Consider the following 17,769-nt stretch of genomic DNA (forward strand, 5'->3'; position numbering starts at 1 on the left):
AGTGGACCGCATGATTAAAATTTATGACACCATGTCTCGTGATTTGCGAGAATTTGTCCCAATCGAAGAAGGAAAGGTTCGCATGTATGTCTGTGGGCCAACAGTTTACAACTATATCCACGTGGGGAATGCTCGTTCAACGGTAGCCTTTGATACCATTCGTCGCTACTTTGAATATCGTGGCTACGAAGTTTCCTATATTTCCAATTTTACGGATGTGGATGATAAGATTATCAACCGTGCCAAGGAAGAAGGCATCACTCCTCAGGAGGTTGCGGACAAGTACATCGCTGCCTTTCGTGAGGATGTGACAGCCTTGGGCGTGAAACCTGCGACTCGCCATCCACGTGTAGTAGAGTTTATGGCTGACATCATTCGTTTTGTCTCTAACTTGATTGAAAAAGGTTATGCTTACGAGAGTCAAGGAGATGTTTACTTCCGCGTGGAAAAATCTCACAACTATGCTAAGTTGGCCAATAAAACCTTGGAAGATTTGGAGCTAGGTGCTTCAGGTCGTACCGATGAAGAAACAGCTCGCAAGGAAAATCCTGTAGACTTTGCCCTTTGGAAAGCTGCAAAACCAGGCGAGATTTCTTGGGACAGTCCTTGGGGACCTGGTCGTCCGGGCTGGCATATCGAGTGTTCAGTCATGTCAACAGAGATTTTGGGAGATACCATTGATATCCACGGTGGTGGAGCCGACCTTGAGTTTCCGCATCACACCAATGAAATAGCCCAATCAGAAGCCAAGACTGGTCAGACTTTTGCCAACTACTGGATGCACAATGGCTTTGTCAATATCGACAATGTCAAGATGTCCAAGTCCTTGGGCAACTTTATAACCGTACACGATGCCCTTAAAACTCTTGATGGCCAAGTGCTTCGTTTCTTCTTTGCCACTCAGCATTACCGCAAGCCTATCAACTTTACAGAAAAAGCAGTGCGTGATGCCGAGACAAATCTCAAGTATCTAAAGAACACCTATGAGCAACCATTTACTGGAAATGTAGATGCTCAAGAGTTACAAGACTTTAAAGATAAGTTTGTGGCGGCTATGGATGAGGATTTCAATTCAGCTAACGGTATCACAGTAGTCTTTGAAATGGCCAAATGGATCAACTCAGGAAATTATGATGCAAGTGTTAAGGAAGTTCTAGCAGATATGTTGGAAGTCTTTGGGGTTGTCTTTGTTGAGGAAGTTTTGGATGCAGACATTGAAACCTTAATCCAAAAACGTCAAGAAGCGCGTGCTAATCGTGACTTTGCGACAGCGGACCAAATCCGTGACCAATTGGCTGCTCAAGGAATTAAGCTCCTTGACACCAAAGATGGAGTGAGGTGGACACGTGATTGATGTCAACCTCATTAATGGGATTGCGCTAGCTTTTGAAGGAGATGCGGTTTATTCTATGTATATTCGCCGTCACCTCATCCTCAAAGGCATGACCAAGCCCAATAAACTCCACCAAGAGGCAACCAAGTATGTCTCGGCCAAGGCTCAGGCTCGCCTGATTTCCCTGATGTTGGAGGAGCAAGTCCTGACGGAAAAAGAAGAAGAAATCTATAAACGTGGCCGCAATACCAATAGCCACACAAAGGCTAAAAATGCGGATGTCGTAACTTATCGCATGTCTACTGGTTTTGAAGCAGTGATGGGCTATCTCCATCTGACTGAAAATCTGGAGCGTCTAGAGACCATAATTTCTTGGTGCATCCAAAAAGTGGAGGGCTAGAATATGATTGCAAAAGAACTACAGGACTGGTTTCCTGAAGCTCAGATTTCAGATCAACCAGTAGAGAAACCGGGCTATCTCACTCTCCCTTTAGCTTCTCAGCAGTGGATTTTACTGGAGGAAGCTAGTCTAAGTGAACGTGAAAAACAATTGGTTTCTCTCTTAACCCAGCAGGAACAAACGATCTCGCTCAATCCTTGGTATAGCCATTTGATTGAGGGTAAGAGCCAAGCGCCTCAAACTTTCAAAAAGATTCAGCTGGTTTATTGCCATCTGTCTTATTACCAACAGGAAAATCTAGCCTCTTGGCTAGACATGATGCGGACTCTTTTTCCCAACTTCCAAACAGTGCTACAAGTTGGGGCTCAGGATTATGTATTTGTGCTTCAACAAGATAAGTACACCTCTGTTCGCTCGATTTTATCTGATACGATTGAAGCGGTTGAGTATGACTTTGGCCTTCGTCTGTCGATCATGTTAGGCCAGGTTTGGCCTCAGACAGGCCCTCAAGCCCTATCAGACCTGATCAAAGCGGAGCGGGATTTGTTTAAGACATGGTGGCGTCAGGGTCACCAAGGTGTACACACCTTTTCACAACTCTATCTTTGGAGTATGGGAGAAAGACTAGTGGACCTGAAGGTAATCAAGGAATGCCTGCACCAGATGATCTTGGATCAGGATCAGATTCAGGAAATTATTCTCTCCCTTTGGGAAAACAGTGCTGTTCTGACTAAAACAGCCCAGCAACTCTATCTGCACCGCAACTCTCTCCAATACAAGATTGATAGATGGGAAGAATTGACAGGACTTCAGTTGAAGGAGTTAACGGATCTTACCTTGTGTTATCAGTTGATTTTACCAGATATTCTTTAAAGTTTTGTGCAAGTTGCACAGAACTTTTTTATTTTTTTGGTCATCTTGCCATAGAAAAGTAAAGCGTTTTCATCTATAATAAAACTATCAAAAGACAAAAGGAGTTCACCTCGATGGTAGAATTAAATCTTAAAAACATTTACAAAAAATATCCAAACAGCGAACACTACTCAGTTGAAGACTTCAACTTGGACATCAAAGACAAAGAATTTATCGTTTTCGTAGGTCCTTCAGGATGTGGTAAATCAACAACTCTTCGTATGATTGCTGGTCTTGAAGACATCACAGAAGGTACTGCATCTATCGATGGCGTGGTTGTCAACGACGTAGCTCCAAAAGACCGTGACATCGCCATGGTATTCCAAAACTACGCTCTTTACCCACACATGACTGTATATGACAACATGGCTTTCGGTTTGAAATTGCGTAAATACAGCAAAGAAGACATCGACAAACGTGTACAAGAAGCAGCAGCAATCCTTGGTTTGAAAGAATTCTTGGATCGTAAACCAGCTGACCTTTCAGGTGGTCAACGTCAACGTGTTGCCATGGGTCGTGCGATTGTTCGTGATGCAAAAGTGTTCTTGATGGACGAACCTTTGTCAAACTTGGATGCCAAACTTCGTGTATCGATGCGTGCTGAAATTGCGAAAATCCACCGTCGTATCGGAGCTACAACTATCTACGTAACCCACGACCAAACAGAAGCGATGACACTTGCAGACCGTATCGTTATCATGTCAGCAACTAAGAACCCTGCTGGTACAGGTACTATCGGACGTGTTGAACAAATCGGTACCCCTCAAGAAGTTTACAAAAATCCAGTTAACAAGTTCGTTGCAGGATTTATCGGAAGCCCAGCTATGAACTTCATCAATGTGAAATTGGTTGGTGGTGAAATTGTTTCTGACGGTTTCCGCTTGAAAGTTCCAGAAGGAGCATTGAAAGTTCTTCGTGATAAAGGCTACGAAGGCAAAGAATTGATCTTCGGTATTCGTCCAGAAGATGTGAATGCAGAACCTGCTTTCCTTGAAACATTCCCAGAATCAGTTGTCAAAGCTACTATCTCAGTATCAGAATTGCTTGGTTCAGAATCTCACCTTTACTGCCAAGTTGGTAAAGACGAATTTGTTGCCAAAGTGGATGCTCGTGACTACTTGCAAACAGGTGCAACAGTTGAACTTGGATTTGACTTGAACAAAGCACACTTCTTCGATGTAGAAACTGAAAAAACAGTCTACTAAGCAAATGAAATGTCAAAACACTGCTAGAGAAATCTGGCAGTGTTTTTTAATGATTGGTATTGGCATAAAAACAGGCTTTTCTAGTTTTCATATCCTTAAAAAAGTGATAAAATGGTAGGAAGAATTGGAGAGTATAGATGCCGAAAGAAGTGAATTTGACGGGCGACCAGGTAGTCGCTTTAACGAGAGAATATTTAACAAAGGAAGACGTTGCTTTTGTACAAAAAGCATTGATTTACGCAGTTGATTGTCATAGTGGGCAGTTTCGGAAATCAGGTGAGCCCTATATTATCCATCCCATTCAGGTAGCAGGAATTCTGGCTAAGCTCAAGCTGGATGCCGTAACCGTTGCCTGTGGTTTTTTGCATGACGTTGTTGAAGACACAGATGCGACACTGGATGATCTAGAGAGAGAGTTCGGTCATGATGTTCGGATTATCGTTGATGGTGTGACCAAGCTTGGTAAGGTTGAGTACAAATCACTCGAGGAACAATTGGCTGAAAATCACCGCAAGATGCTTATGGCCATGTCAGAGGATATCCGTGTTATCTTGGTTAAATTATCGGACCGTTTGCACAATATGCGGACTCTCAAACACCTGAGAAAGGACAAGCAAGAACGTATCTCCAGAGAAACCATGGAAATTTACGCACCACTTGCTCATCGTCTAGGGATTTCCAGTGTCAAGTGGGAGTTGGAAGATCTATCTTTCCGTTACCTCAATCCAACTGAGTTTTACAAGATCACCCACATGATGAAGGAAAAACGCAGAGAGCGAGAGGCTTTGGTCGATGAAGTCGTGACAAAGTTAGAGGAGTACACTTCCGAACGCAATCTAAAAGGGAAAATCTATGGTCGTCCTAAGCATATCTATTCGATCTACCGCAAGATGCAGGATAAGAAGAAACGCTTTGAGGAAATTTATGACCTGATTGCCATTCGCTGTATCTTAGATACCCAGAGTGATGTCTATGCTATGCTAGGTTATGTGCATGAACTTTGGAAACCTATGCCAGGCCGCTTCAAAGACTATATCGCCAATCGCAAGGCCAACGGTTACCAGTCTATTCATACGACCGTCTATGGGCCAAAAGGGCCGATTGAATTCCAGATTCGGACCAAGGAAATGCACGAAGTGGCTGAGTACGGGGTTGCGGCTCACTGGGCTTATAAGAAAGGCATTAAAGGGCAGGTCAACAGCAAGGAATCTGCTATTGGAATGAACTGGATCAAGGAGATGATGGAGCTCCAAGACCAGGCTGATGATGCCAAGGAATTTGTGGATTCTGTAAAGGAAAACTACCTAGCTGAGGAGATTTACGTCTTTACTCCTGATGGTGCGGTTCGCTCCCTACCAAAAGATTCAGGACCGATTGACTTTGCCTATGAAATCCACACCAAAGTCGGTGAAAAAGCAACTGGTGCCAAGGTCAATGGCCGTATGGTTCCACTGACAACCAAGCTCAAGACAGGGGATCAGGTTGAAATTATCACCAACCCCAACTCCTTTGGTCCGAGTCGTGACTGGCTCAACATGGTCAAGACCAGCAAGGCGCGCAACAAGATTCGTCAGTTCTTTAAAAATCAAGACAAGGAATTATCCGTTAACAAGGGCCGTGAAATGTTGATGGCCCAGTTCCAAGAAAACGGCTATGTAGCCAATAAGTTCATGGACAAGCGTCACATGGACGAGGTCCTTCAAAAGACTAGCTACAAGACAGAGGAGGCTCTCTACGCAGCCATTGGTTTTGGAGAAATTGGCGCTATTACCGTCTTTAACCGTTTGACCGAAAAGGAACGTCGTGAGGAAGAACGCGCTAAGGCCAAGGCGGAAGCAGAAGAGCTTGTCAAAGGTGGCGAAGTTAAGGTCGAAAACAAAGAAACCCTCAAGGTCAAGCATGAGGGTGGTGTGGTCATTGAAGGGGCTTCAGGTCTCCTAGTTCGGATTGCCAAGTGTTGCAATCCAGTGCCGGGTGACGACATTGTCGGTTACATTACTAAGGGACGCGGTGTGGCTATTCACCGTGTGGACTGTATGAATCTCCGTGCCCAAGAAAACTATGAGCAACGTCTCCTTGATGTGGAGTGGGAAGATCAATTCTCAAGCAAGGAATACACCGCCCACATCGATATCTATGGTCTCAACCGTACAGGGCTCTTAAATGATGTTCTGCAAGTTCTCTCCAACACGACCAAGAATATCTCAACCGTTAATGCTCAACCAACTAAGGATATGAAATTTGCTAATATCCATGTCTCCTTTGGTATTTCCAACCTCTCTACACTGACCACAGTCGTGGATAAGATTAAGAGTGTGCCAGAGGTTTACTCTGTTAAACGGACTAATGGCTAATTGTCCTAGCTCTTACTAGAAAGGCTATTATGAAAATCATCATTCAACGAGTCAAGAAAGCCCAAGTCAGTATCGAAGGTCAGGTTCATGGAAAAATTAATCAGGGACTCTTATTACTGGTCGGTGTTGGGCCAGAGGACCAAGAGGAAGATTTGGACTATGCTGTGAGAAAGCTCGTCAACATGCGGATTTTTTCAGACGAAGAAGGCAAGATGAACCTGTCTGTCAAGGATATTGAAGGAGAAATCCTTTCTATTTCCCAGTTTACCCTCTTTGCAGATACCAAGAAGGGTAATCGCCCAGCTTTTACAGGTGCCGCCAAGCCGGATATGGCAACTTCCTTCTATGATACTTTCAACCAAAAGCTAGCTCAGGAAGTACCTGTTCAGACAGGCATCTTTGGAGCGGATATGCAGGTGGAGCTGGTCAATGACGGACCAGTCACCATCATTCTTGATACTAAAAATAGATAAGAAAACCAAGCCAGCTGGCTTGGTTTTTGTTTATAGACACTCCCATAAAGAGATGTGTTTATCGTAAAAGTCTGGATAATTTTCCCTTAGGTGGCTAGCCGTCATATAATATAAAGTAGAATGACAACCAGTGACGATTGGCATAAGAGAGGAAAATCGCTGAAAACTAGTGAAGGCTAAAAGGACAAATAATAGAAAGTCAATGGTGAGAACTCCTAAATAGTAGAAGCGAATCTTTTTATTGATTTGAGGATAAATCTCAGGGAAATGATGTTTGAGTCGGAAAACCAAGCGAAATAGCAGCAAACCCTGAGCAAGGATTAAAATGAATCCAGAGAGTAGGAGCCAGTCCAAAGATGTCTCGGATTTGGTGTAAAAAAATGTAAATAGTAGTAGCAAATCGGAGACTGCAATGGCTGCGAAGTGTAGTCTAAAGAGCTTTTTCATACGATGACCTCCCTCTTTTATCTAGCTTTATTCTACACCAAATGAATGGGGCTTACAACTAAAATGATAAAAGATCCCTGAAAAGGAACTTCTTTCAGGAATAAGGGTTAGTTGATTTTTTCGACATAGAGTTGTTTTGCGATATCGATGCTAACTTGGAGATCTTCACCTTTGTTGACCAGTGTAAAGCTATTGGAAAAGCTATCAAACTGCTTGACCTGGAGTTGGTCACCAATATGAATTTCATACTTTTCTAAGTATTTAAGCAGATCAAAGCTATCGTGAACCCGAGTCAGGAGGTAGGTACCGGCTTCTTTGGTCTCTGCTAGTGGTAAGTTGTTGATTTCGACCAAGAGTTCTCCCTCGGCTGGTATGGTTCCACCGTGGGGACAGGTTTTAGGGAAGCCCAGTAGTTTATCCAGTCTCTTTACAAATAGGTCAGAGACAGTGTGCTCTAGGACCTCAGCTTCTTCGTGGATCTGATCGCTGGTATAGTCGAGATGGTGAACTAGAAAGACTTCAATCAACCGGTGTTTGCGATAGAGTTCTGAGACCAGTTTGAGCCCAATATCAGTCAATAGATAGCCGTTCTCCTTATCCTTGAAGATGAGATTTTCACTTTTCATGCGTTTGATCATCTCTGTTACGGCAGGTGGAGAGACCTGCATACGGGCAGCAATTTCTTTATTGGTGATTTTCTGCATCTCCGTACCGATTTCATAAATACATTTTAGGTAGTCTTCTTTATTTGGCGTCATTCGTTTCCTCTTGTCTTTTCTCTCCATCTAGTATATCAAAAAAAGCTAGATTTCTCTAGCCTTCTGCCCTAATGGCTTTGATTTTAGTCCAGTTCTTTCACTGCAGCAATGGCAGCTTCAAAGTCTGGCTCCGTGTTGATATTGTCAACGTATTCTACATAACGGATGACATTGTCAGTATCGAGAACAAAGACGGCACGTGCAAGGAGATGCCATTCGTTGATCAAGAGGGCATAATCGCGCCCGAAAGAATGGTCAAAGTAGTCTGAAAGCATGATGGCATTGTCAAGACCTTCAGCCCCACACCAGCGTCCTTGGGCAAATGGTAGGTCCATTGAAACAGTAAGAACGACAGTATTGTCAAGGTTGGCTAGTTCTTGGTTGAAGCGACGTGTTTGCGTTGAGCAGATACCAGTATCGATAGAAGGGACAACACTCAAGACTTTTTTCTTTCCATCAAAGTCAGCTAGCGTTTTTTTAGAGAGATCGGTTGTAGTGAGAGAAAAGTCAAGTGCCTTGTCTCCGACTTGCAGTTGTTTACCTGTAAAAGTTACAGGATTTCCGAGAAAAGTGGTCATGAAACTACTCCATTCTTTTTTCTTTTATTTTACCGAGAATTGTCAGATTTTTCCAATGATTTGATCGGAAATTGAAAAAACGCCAATTCGGTGAGAATGACGTTTTTAATGGATTATTTTGACAAACCTTCAGCAATCTTGTCAAGGTTGTATTTCATCATGCTGTAGTAGCTGTCGCCTTCTTTGCCTTCTTCAGCAATTGAGTCAGTAAAGATTTGTGCGTAGATTGGGATGTTTGTGTCTTGTGAAACAGTCTTCATTGGACGGTCATCGACACTTGATTCAACAAAGAGTGATGGAACTTTTGTTTGGCGAAGTTTTTCAACCAAGGTCTTGATTTGTTCCGGTGTACCTTCTTCTTCCGTGTTGATTTCCCAGATGTAGGCACTTGGGACACCGTAGGCTTTAGAGAAGTATTTGAAGCATCCTTCGCTGGTTACGATGAGTTTCTTTTCAGCAGGGATATTGTTAAATTTCTCTTTGGCTTCCTTGTCTAGTTTGTCTAGTTTTTCAGTATAGTCTTTGAGATTTTTTTCGTAGAATTCCTTGTTGCTAGGATCTTTGGCAATGAGCTGTTTAGCGATATTTTTAGCATAAATCATCCCATTTTCAAGGTTGAGCCAAGCGTGTGGGTCTTCTTTGCCTTTCTCGTTTTGGCCTTCAAGGTAGATAACATCAACGCCTTCGCTGACTGCAAAGTAGTCTTTGTTTTCAGTTTTCTTGGCATTTTCGACCAATTTGGTAAACCAAGCATTGCCACCTGTTTCAAGGTTGATACCGTTATAGAAAATGAGGTCAGCCTCAGAAGTTTTCTTTACGTCTTCAGGAAGTGGTTCGTACTCGTGTGGGTCTTGACCAACAGGAACGATACTGTGAAGATCGATCTTATCGCCAGCGATATTTTTGGTAATATCAGCGATGATTGAGTTTGTAGCAACAACTTTTAGTTTTTGACCAGAAGTAGCATCTTTTTTTCCGCTAGCACATGCTACAAGTGCAATGACGGAAAGAAAGAGTACAAGCAATGTACCTAATTTTTTCATTAGATTCCTCCAGAAAGGGTCTCCCCTTATTTATTGATTTTTTTATTTTTTAGTTTCAAGTATCGTTGCTTTGGAGAGATAAAGAAACTGATTAAGAAGAAGCTGGCGGATGTGAGCACGATGCTGGATCCTGCTGCGAGGTTGAAGCTATAGCCGATAAAGAGTCCCAAAACAGAAGCGGTTGCCCCTAGGGTTGATGAAAGAAAAATCATGCTCTTTAGGCTATTCGCATAAAGGTAAGCCGTCGCAGCTGGGGTGATCAACATGGCCACGATAAGAATAGTTCCAACACTTTGCATGGCAGTGACTGACACAAGGGTCAAGAGCACCATGAGCAGATAGTGGTAGAAATTGACGGGCATTCCCATGGCCTTAGCCAGGAGTTCGTCAAAGGATGTAATCAATAGTTGTTTAAAGAAAATCCCGATAATCAAGAGAATCAATGCACCCACACCAATGGTGATCCACATGTCCGTATCTTGGACAGCGAGGATATTCCCAAAAAGGATATGGAAGAGGTCTGTCGAACTCTTGGCAACACTAATCAAGATGACACCTAAGGCTAAGAAAGATGAAAAGGTAATACCAATGGCAGTGTCACTCTTGATGATAGAGTTACCCTTGATGTAGGTAATGATGATGGAAGCCATCAAGCCAAAGATGATGGCTCCAATAAAGAAATCAATTCCCAGGATAAAGGAAAGGGCTACGCCGGGCAAAACTGCGTGAGAGATGGCATCTCCCATGAGAGACATACCACGTAGGATGATAAAACATCCCACGGCTCCAGCAACAACCCCGATGACTATAGCTGTTATCAAGGCGTTTTGTAGGAAATGGAAATGTTGCAATCCATCGATAAATTCTGCTATCATAGGTCACCTCCATTGAAAAAGAGTTTGCTACCGTAGGCCTTCTTAAGATTGGCTTCGGTAAAGGTTTCTTTAGTCGGACCAAGGTCTATTAATTCTCGATTGAGAAGCAAAACTTGGTCGAAATAATGGGGGACTTTGCTGAGGTCATGATGGACGATGAGAACTGTTTTACCAGCTTTTTTAAGGTCTCTCAGCGTGTTCATGATAATCTCTTCACTAACCGAATCAATCCCGACAAATGGCTCATCTAGAAAGATGTAGTCAGCTTCCTGCACTAAGCAACGGGCAATCAAAACACGTTGGAATTGTCCTCCTGAGAGCTGACTGATTTGGCGATCAGCATAGTCTGAGAGTCCAACGATTTCAAGTGCATCCGCCACTTTTTTCCAGTGGCTGGCCTTTAAAGTGTGGAAGAGCGGGATAGATGGATAGAGTCCCAGCGAGACGCATTCCTTGACCTTGATAGGGAAATTGTAGTCGATATGGATTTTTTGCTCGACATAGGCAACTCGATGTAAAGATTTCTTGACTTCTTTGTCATCGAGAAAGGCCTGACCTTCGTGTGGGATAATTCCCAACATACTTTTTAATAAAGTTGATTTTCCAGCACCGTTTGGACCAATAATTCCGGTAATAGTTGGTCCTTGGAGCACTAGTGAAATATCCTTTAGTGCCAACGTTTCTTTGTAGGAGACACTGAGGTTCTCGATACGTATCATACAGTTATTTTCCTCCTGCCTTTTAATATACCTTAAAAAAAAAATTAAGTCAAGTTAATTTTTGAAAAATTTAAAATAATAACTGAAAAATGAAGAAAAAAGAGAAACCATTTTTAATTGCATTCCCAAGTGTTTTTTGCTAAGCTAAGAATAAGTGAAAAAATGAAAGCGAGAACAAGATGACACGTTATCAAGACGATTTTTATGATGCAATCAATGGCGAATGGGAAAAAACAGCTGTCATTCCAGCTGACAAATCTCGAACAGGTGGTTTTATTGACCTTGACGAGGAAATTGAAGAGTTGATGCTGGCGACTACGGACAAGTGGTTGGCAGGTGAGGATGTTCCAGAGGATGCCATCCTCGCAAACTTTGTTAAGTACCATCGTATGGTACGTGATTTTGACAAGAGGGATGCAGATGGAATCAAGCCTGTCCTTCCTCTGCTCAAGGAATACCAAGATTTGGAGAGCTTTGCAGATTTTACCAGCAAACTGGCAGAGTTTGAACTAGCAGGTAAACCAAACTTCCTTCCATTTGGTGTATCACCTGACTTTATGGATGCCAGAACCAATGTTCTCTGGGCCAGTGCACCAGGAACAATCTTGCCAGATACAACCTACTACGCTGAAGACCATCCTCAGCGTGAGGAACTTTTGACGCTTTGGAAGGAAAGTACTACAAATCTTCTCAAAGCTTACGATTTCTCAGACGAGGAAATCGCAGACTTACTAGAGAAGAGATTGGAATTGGACCGTCGTATCGCAGCAGTGGTTCTTTCAAACGAAGAAAGTTCAGAATATGCCAAACTTTACCATCCATATGCCTATGAAGATTTCAAAAAGTTTGCCCCTGCCCTACCTTTGAATGATTTCTTCCAAGCAGTGATTGGACAGACTCCAGATAAGGTTATCGTAGACGAGGAACGTTTCTGGCAAGCAGCAGACCAATTCTATAGTGAAGAAGCATGGCCTTTACTTAAGGCGACTTTGATTTTGGGCGTAGTCAATCTTTCAACCAGCTATCTCACAGACGAGATTCGTGTCTTGTCAGGTGCCTATGGTCGTGCTCTTTCAGGTGTTCCAGAAGCTCAGGACAAGGTCAAGGCAGCTTATCACTTGGCCCAAGGACCTTTCAAGCAGGCTCTAGGTCTCTGGTATGCGCATGAAAAATTCTCCCCAGAAGCCAAGGCAGACGTAGAGAAAAAAGTAGCGATCATGATTGATGTTTATAAGGAACGCTTGGCTAAGAACGACTGGCTCACTCCTGAAACGCGTGATAAGGCCATTGTCAAACTCAATGTCATCAAGCCTTATATCGGTTATCCAGAGGAATTGCCGGAGCGCTACAAGGACAAGGTAGTGGACGAAACTGCCAGTCTCTTTGAGAATGCCCTAGCCTTTGCGCGTGTGGAAATCAAGCACAGCTGGAGCAAGTGGAACCAACCGGTTGACTACAAGGAGTGGGGCATGCCTGCTCACATGGTTAATGCCTACTACAATCCTCAGAAGAACTTGATTGTCTTCCCAGCTGCTATTTTACAGGCTCCATTCTATGATTTGCATCAGTCGTCCTCTGCCAACTACGGTGGTATTGGTGCTGTTATTGCCCATGAAATCTCTCATGCCTTTGACACAAATGGTGCGTCCTTTGATGAAAATGGTAGCCTCAAGGATTGGTGGACAGAGAGTGACTATGCTGCCTTTAAAGAAAAAACGCAGAAAGTTATCGACCAGTTTGATGGGCAAGAATCTTACGGCGCAACGATTAACGGGAAACTAACTGTATCAGAAAATGTAGCGGACCTAGGGGGAATCGCCGCAGCCCTTGAAGCTGCCAAGAGAGAAGCAGACTTCTCTGCTGAAGAATTCTTCCACAACTTTGCTCGTATCTGGCGTATGAAAGGCCGTCCGGAGTTGATGAAACTCATGGCTAGCGTCGACGTACACGCACCAGCTAAACTTCGTGTCAATGTCCAAGTGCCTAACTTTGACGACTTCTTTACGACCTATGATGTCAAAGAAGGCGACGGTATGTGGCGTTCACCAGAGGACCGTGTGATTATTTGGTAAAGTAAGTCCCTAACCAAGTATCATCTTGGAATTAATGGTTCATTTTTGAAGTTTATCAATCTGAAAATACAATGCTATCGAGGTTAACATGAAGAAATTTTTAATGATGCTATCAGCTATTTTTTCGATTTCAGTTCTAGCATCTTGTGGTCTCAATAAAAATAGGAACAATACAGAACCTTCATCTGCACTATCATCTGTCTCTAAAGACGATAAGACTAGTGTATCAACAGAAGCAAAGGCTGAAAATACTACTGACTCGTCAACCAAGGAATCGCAATCGACTGCTGAAAATAAGAAAGAAACTAGACAAGATTTATATAAAGAAGTGATTGAACGCTATAATCACTTTACAGACCTTTTAAAACAAGGTAATAGAGAAGATTTATACAAGGAAAATAAACAAGATAAGATTACTTCAGAAGAATATGGCCTAGTTTTCTCTCGAATGGGTTATCAAAATGCACCCGATTGGAAATACGCAATTGTTGATTTGAATAAGGATGGTCAAGACGAGTTGCTTATTGGTGATGAAAAATTTGTTTCAGCCATTTATTATTTGGAAAATCAAAAACCTAGCTTACTTCACACAGCATATATAGCTTCTGCAGGTGGTTTTCGCTCAGGATTTGATATTTATGAAAATGGTCAAGTCTCTTATGCAGACTGGCAGTCAACTCGTCCAGAAATGAACCTGTCTCTATATTCGTTCGATAAAAACGGAGTTCAGAAGATTAAAGAAGCAACTATTCAAATCGGTGGCAATGAGAAAGCAGAGCAAGTTTTAGATATCTCTTCTGAAAAGCTTAATTTATCAAATATTGACTGGAAAGAATTGAATCGAGCTAATTAGTTTTAAATTATTTTTCTAGTCAATATTGATTCTTCTGAGCAAATATTGACATAGAAATAGAAGTTACAAAAAACCAAGGAAATTATCCTTGGTTTTTTGTTTGCTAGAAAAAGGGATTAAAGGTCTTTTCGTGAGCGATAGTCGAAGCTGGACCGTGTCCAGGATAGACATCGTAGTTAGGAAGAGTGAAGAGTTGCGTCTGAATGCTATGGAGGAGTTGTTCCGTGCTACCTGTAGGAAGGTCTGTCCGACCGATGGTTTCTCGGAATAGGGCATCTCCGGTCAAGACTAGATGAGCATCAGGAAAGACGAGGGAAACGCCGCCGATAGAGTGCCCTGGGGTTGGTAGAACTGTAAAACGAAATTCCTCAAGCTGGTATTCTTCATGAAAGACAAAGGTGTGCTCTGCTGGTTTTGCGACCACATCTGCCATATCATCATGACGAGGGAGACCAGAGAGATTATCGACTGGAGTGTAAAGCCAGCTAGCTTCGCTCTCTGCTACATAAACTGGAGGATTTCCAAAAGTTTCGCGAACCAAGTCCAGACTCATAATATGGTCGTAGTGGGTGTGAGTTAGGAGAATCGCACAGACTGGTTTGTTGATTTTCTCGATAGTTTTGCGAATAGCCTCCCAATGGCTACCTGGGTCAACCACAATCAGGTGTTGGTCCCCTTCTAGATAATAAGTGTTTTCATAGGCAACGGGATTCACTGTTTTATGGATTTTCATACTGGCTCCAATCTCAAAGAATGTACTAAACTAAGTATAGCATAGAAGAGAGAAATAAAGTGAAAAGAAAGTCCCTCTTTTGTGTTCAAGGTTGGTTGATTTATATTAAAAAAAGAAGGAAATTGCTGTGAGAAGACTTGTTATATTTTTAGTTGAATGGTAATAAGAATATAGCATAAATAAGAAATAACTGATAAAAATACAGTTTCTTTTATTGAGAATGCACTTGGATTTTATAGTTATAATTATAAATAAAATATGTTAAAAAATAATATTTGCGAAGTGCATCCAAATATAAATATAATGACTTGATACATTAAATAGTATTTTATTAATTTTCATATAATAAAAAAGATATGGTTTACATGTTGTAAATAAAGGGTTTTAATAGAGTTTTATGAATCAAATAATTTGAATATTATAATTTTATTTTAAATAAAATTATAAAAGTTGTTGAAAAAGATAGGGAAAAGTGTTAGTATGAATATGCATATTGAATACGAGGATATAATCCTTTTAGAATAATGAAATTTAAAGACCATTTTTTGAGTAGGGAAGAAATTTCGTTTTTTCTATATTTCAATATCGATATAATAAAAATAGGAGGGTTGTGTATCTTATGAAGAGTAAGCAACAGGGGTTTAGAACGGAGAAATACATTCGATATGGGATTCGAAAGTATAGTTTTGGAGCGGCCTCGGTGGCAATTGCGACCGGTTTGATGATGTTCCTAGGTAATGGTGCGGTATCGGCAGCGGAAGTACAAGGTGCAGATGCAACAGTGGCAACGACAACACCAGTAGCAACAAAGGAGTCGGAGTCAACTATAACGGCGGAGAAATCTGAAGCTAAGGCGTCAGAAAAAGTAGTAGAGACTAAAAAAGTTGATAAGACTGCTCTGACTAAAAAAGTAGTTGAGTTAGAAGCGAAGATTGCATCTGCAAAGAAAGCTGATGCAACAGCGATAGCTACTGCAAATGAAGTATTGACTGCGGCAAAGGCAGTTCTTGCAAACGAAACTGCAAAACAGGCTGATATCGATGCAGAGCATGCTAAAGTTGAAGCTTTGATTACAGTTGTAGTTGAGTCAGACGAAGCTGGGAAACAAGTTGAGAAAACAGCAGCAACTACAGCAGTCAAACCAGTGGCGACCACTGCTACAGAAAAAGCAGAAAAAGTATAAGAAACAAAAGAAACTGTCGAACCAGTCCAAGAAGCTAAAAAAGTCTTAGAACAAGTTACCTCTGAAGCTGAGGTAACCAATGTTTTAGCAACTGAAGCAGTCCGGAAAAATAAACTTGATGCTGAAAACAAAGCGGCAATTGAGGAGGCGATAGCTAATAATAAAGAAGTTATTGCGGAAGCTAAAAAAGTGTTAGCTACGGATAGCGTTACAGCTAAACAAGGCAATGAACAATTGTCACGTTTGAACGAGTCAATTCTTGCAGTATATAATGAGCTAAAAAAAGCAGGAATCGGAAAAGATGGAAACTTTGGAGTCGCTTTGGCTGCTCAAGATTTCTATGCCGAAGAGGGTTCTAACACAACTCATGCATCGGAAACAAACGCTGCAAATCATACTGGTAAAGATACCTATACAATTCCAGTACAAGAAATTAAATTAATTACGGGTACTGATGCTACAGGGTTAGAGATTGAAGTCTATTCTAATCAACGGACTGGTGAAGATACCAATGCTGGAAATGGGATGCATACAGAACAGGGTGGAAAAACTGGTCATAACAACAAAGGACGTGTAGACTATCCATTAACCCCTGATGCTGCTAAAAAATTAGCTGAAGAAGCACCACTTTGGAGAAATAAACTCCGTGCGGATGGGTCAAGAATTTCAAACTCTGCGACGTCAATATACTCTGCTAACGGTGGTTATGAATACCTAGCTACAGAAATTTATGGCTATGGGTATGAACAAGGAGTTGACAGAGTTTATATTAAAGGTTTGAAAGATCGTATTGCAGTTACAGAAAAAGCTAAGCAAGCTGGTTGGAGTCTTACCTCTGTAACACCAACTAACCTTGTACCAGGTGTTACTTATGATGAGGCGACAGATACCATTCAAGGTAAAGTAGTTGCTGGTATTGAAAATGGAGTGTATGACTTACGATTCAATATTACTGCAACGAATACAGATGGGCGGACTGTCACCTTCCAAATTCAGAATCTACGTGCTGGTTGGGTAGGTTGGCAAGATAGCACACCTCCTACAATTCAGTCAGATTCAGCTCGTTATGATAGAACTGTTGGTGATGATGCGAATATCAATCTTCGTTTTCATGATTCTTCGGGAGCTAGTGCGATACCTGGCAATTCAGCAGGAAACTATGACTATACAACTGCTGAAGGTAAAGTAGTTAAAGTTCGTCAAAATTCTTCTAAAGCAGTCACAGGTGTCTCAGGCTACAACACTATAGGAGCAGAATTAGATGATTCTAAAGTGTTGATTCCTGGTACCAACTATACTGTAACAAACAGTACTGCTGAAGAGCAAAAAGCTGCTGGAACCAACATGGGTAATGCTGTCATTGGAGGTAAGGTGACAGAGGCAGGTATCTATACCGTTTCAGTATTTGCTAAAGATTATGATAAATTATCTAATAATACGACATGGAATCAGTCAGGTCAAGAGGCGCACGGTTCTATTACTGTAGTTGTTAAGCCTAAAGTTGAAGTTCAAAACGTTGAAACCTATTCAACAACAGTTCCTGTTAAAATCTCGAAAGGTGCTACAAGTGCTAAGGTTACAATGCCAGATGGAACTGTAACAAACTTGAAAGCCGTTAATGGTAAATGGCTTGTAGATAGTGGTTCAACCAATACAGCGGTTACTGAAAATCAAGAACTAGGTGCTGTAGATTCAAATACCGTCTTTAATATTCCAGTCACGTCAGAAGCAACTGCAAAAGTTGGTGTTGATAATATCAAAGTAGAAGCATCAGCTGAAAATGTTAAGGGAACTTTCTTACGTGAGCGAGTTGAATTGAATGGAACTGATG

At 41.8% G+C, this 17,769-nt stretch carries 16 protein-coding genes and 1 pseudogene; 10 read left to right on the forward strand and 7 right to left on the reverse strand.

Going from position 1 to position 17,769, the window contains the following annotated elements; translation table 11 throughout:
• Window positions 1-10 precede the first annotated feature (10 nt).
• From cysS to dtd, 6 genes are all read left to right on the forward strand, one after another.
• The gene (cysS, locus tag SORDD27_RS01185; RefSeq protein ID WP_061426853.1) at window positions 11-1,354 is read left to right on the forward strand and encodes a cysteine--tRNA ligase; all 1,344 of its coding nucleotides are present in this window, start codon (window positions 11-13) and stop codon (window positions 1,352-1,354) included.
• Complete coding sequence (locus tag SORDD27_RS01190) at window positions 1,347-1,733, forward strand: Mini-ribonuclease 3 (protein WP_049477402.1); 387 nt, start codon at window positions 1,347-1,349, stop codon at window positions 1,731-1,733. Before cysS ends, SORDD27_RS01190 begins: the two co-directional genes overlap by 8 nt.
• 3 nt (window positions 1,734-1,736) lie before the next feature.
• Window positions 1,737-2,606: a helix-turn-helix domain-containing protein gene (locus tag SORDD27_RS01195; RefSeq protein WP_061426855.1), complete on the forward strand. Its 870-nt coding sequence runs from the start codon at window positions 1,737-1,739 to the stop codon at window positions 2,604-2,606.
• Between the two features lie 113 nt (window positions 2,607-2,719).
• A complete protein-coding gene (locus SORDD27_RS01200) occupies window positions 2,720-3,850 on the forward strand; it encodes an ABC transporter ATP-binding protein (RefSeq protein ID WP_000229940.1) in 1,131 nt (376 codons plus the stop codon).
• Window positions 3,851-3,987: 137 nt separating this feature from the next.
• On the forward strand, window positions 3,988-6,204 hold the full coding sequence (locus SORDD27_RS01205; RefSeq protein WP_061426858.1) for a RelA/SpoT family protein: 2,217 nt from the start codon (window positions 3,988-3,990) through the stop codon (window positions 6,202-6,204).
• 29 nt (window positions 6,205-6,233) lie between these two features.
• The gene (gene dtd / locus SORDD27_RS01210) at window positions 6,234-6,677 is read left to right on the forward strand and encodes a D-aminoacyl-tRNA deacylase (protein ID WP_061426860.1); all 444 of its coding nucleotides are present in this window, start codon (window positions 6,234-6,236) and stop codon (window positions 6,675-6,677) included.
• A 30-nt stretch (window positions 6,678-6,707) separates the two neighbouring features.
• On the opposite strand, the gene SORDD27_RS10075 is transcribed toward dtd, so the two are convergent.
• From SORDD27_RS10075 to SORDD27_RS01240, 6 genes are all read right to left on the reverse strand, one after another.
• Window positions 6,708-7,124 carry a hypothetical protein gene (locus SORDD27_RS10075; protein ID WP_061426862.1) on the reverse strand — a complete coding sequence of 139 codons (417 nt, stop codon included), beginning with the start codon at window positions 7,122-7,124 and terminating at the stop codon, window positions 6,708-6,710.
• A gap of 107 nt (window positions 7,125-7,231) precedes the next feature.
• Entirely contained in the window at window positions 7,232-7,882 is a 651-nt protein-coding gene (locus SORDD27_RS01220; RefSeq protein ID WP_061426864.1) for a metal-dependent transcriptional regulator, read from the reverse strand.
• Window positions 7,883-7,965: 83 nt separating this feature from the next.
• Entirely contained in the window at window positions 7,966-8,460 is a 495-nt protein-coding gene (gene tpx, locus SORDD27_RS01225) for a thiol peroxidase (RefSeq protein WP_000206539.1), read from the reverse strand.
• 113 nt (window positions 8,461-8,573) lie between these two features.
• Window positions 8,574-9,503: a metal ABC transporter substrate-binding lipoprotein/adhesin PsaA gene (psaA, locus tag SORDD27_RS01230; protein ID WP_000733080.1), complete on the reverse strand. Its 930-nt coding sequence runs from the start codon at window positions 9,501-9,503 to the stop codon at window positions 8,574-8,576.
• 26 nt (window positions 9,504-9,529) lie between these two features.
• Complete coding sequence (locus SORDD27_RS01235; protein WP_000559774.1) at window positions 9,530-10,378, reverse strand: metal ABC transporter permease; 849 nt, start codon at window positions 10,376-10,378, stop codon at window positions 9,530-9,532.
• The gene (locus SORDD27_RS01240; protein WP_061426866.1) at window positions 10,375-11,097 is read right to left on the reverse strand and encodes a metal ABC transporter ATP-binding protein; all 723 of its coding nucleotides are present in this window, start codon (window positions 11,095-11,097) and stop codon (window positions 10,375-10,377) included. The genes SORDD27_RS01235 and SORDD27_RS01240 overlap by 4 nt, the downstream gene beginning before the upstream one ends.
• Window positions 11,098-11,276: 179 nt before the next feature.
• On the opposite strand from SORDD27_RS01240, the gene SORDD27_RS01245 reads away from it, so the two are divergent.
• Entirely contained in the window at window positions 11,277-13,169 is a 1,893-nt protein-coding gene (locus SORDD27_RS01245; protein WP_061426868.1) for a M13 family metallopeptidase, read from the forward strand.
• A gap of 88 nt (window positions 13,170-13,257) precedes the next feature.
• Complete coding sequence (locus tag SORDD27_RS01250) at window positions 13,258-14,022, forward strand: hypothetical protein (RefSeq protein ID WP_061426870.1); 765 nt, start codon at window positions 13,258-13,260, stop codon at window positions 14,020-14,022.
• 103 nt (window positions 14,023-14,125) lie between these two features.
• Here the strand turns inward: SORDD27_RS01250 and SORDD27_RS01255 are convergent, their stop codons facing one another.
• Entirely contained in the window at window positions 14,126-14,755 is a 630-nt protein-coding gene (locus tag SORDD27_RS01255; protein ID WP_061426872.1) for an MBL fold metallo-hydrolase, read from the reverse strand.
• Between the two features lie 619 nt (window positions 14,756-15,374).
• Between SORDD27_RS01255 and SORDD27_RS10080 the strand changes: the two genes are divergently transcribed.
• Together SORDD27_RS10080 and SORDD27_RS01260 are read left to right on the forward strand one after the other, a co-directional pair.
• Window positions 15,375-15,938 carry a YSIRK-type signal peptide-containing protein gene (locus tag SORDD27_RS10080; protein WP_231069258.1) on the forward strand — a complete coding sequence of 188 codons (564 nt, stop codon included), beginning with the start codon at window positions 15,375-15,377 and terminating at the stop codon, window positions 15,936-15,938.
• 189 nt (window positions 15,939-16,127) lie between these two features.
• A pseudogene (locus tag SORDD27_RS01260) lies at window positions 16,128-17,769 on the forward strand (YSIRK signal domain/LPXTG anchor domain surface protein); the annotation flags it as partial.

Source organism: Streptococcus oralis, assembly GCF_001579025.1.
Taxonomy (GTDB): domain Bacteria; phylum Bacillota; class Bacilli; order Lactobacillales; family Streptococcaceae; genus Streptococcus; species Streptococcus oralis_X.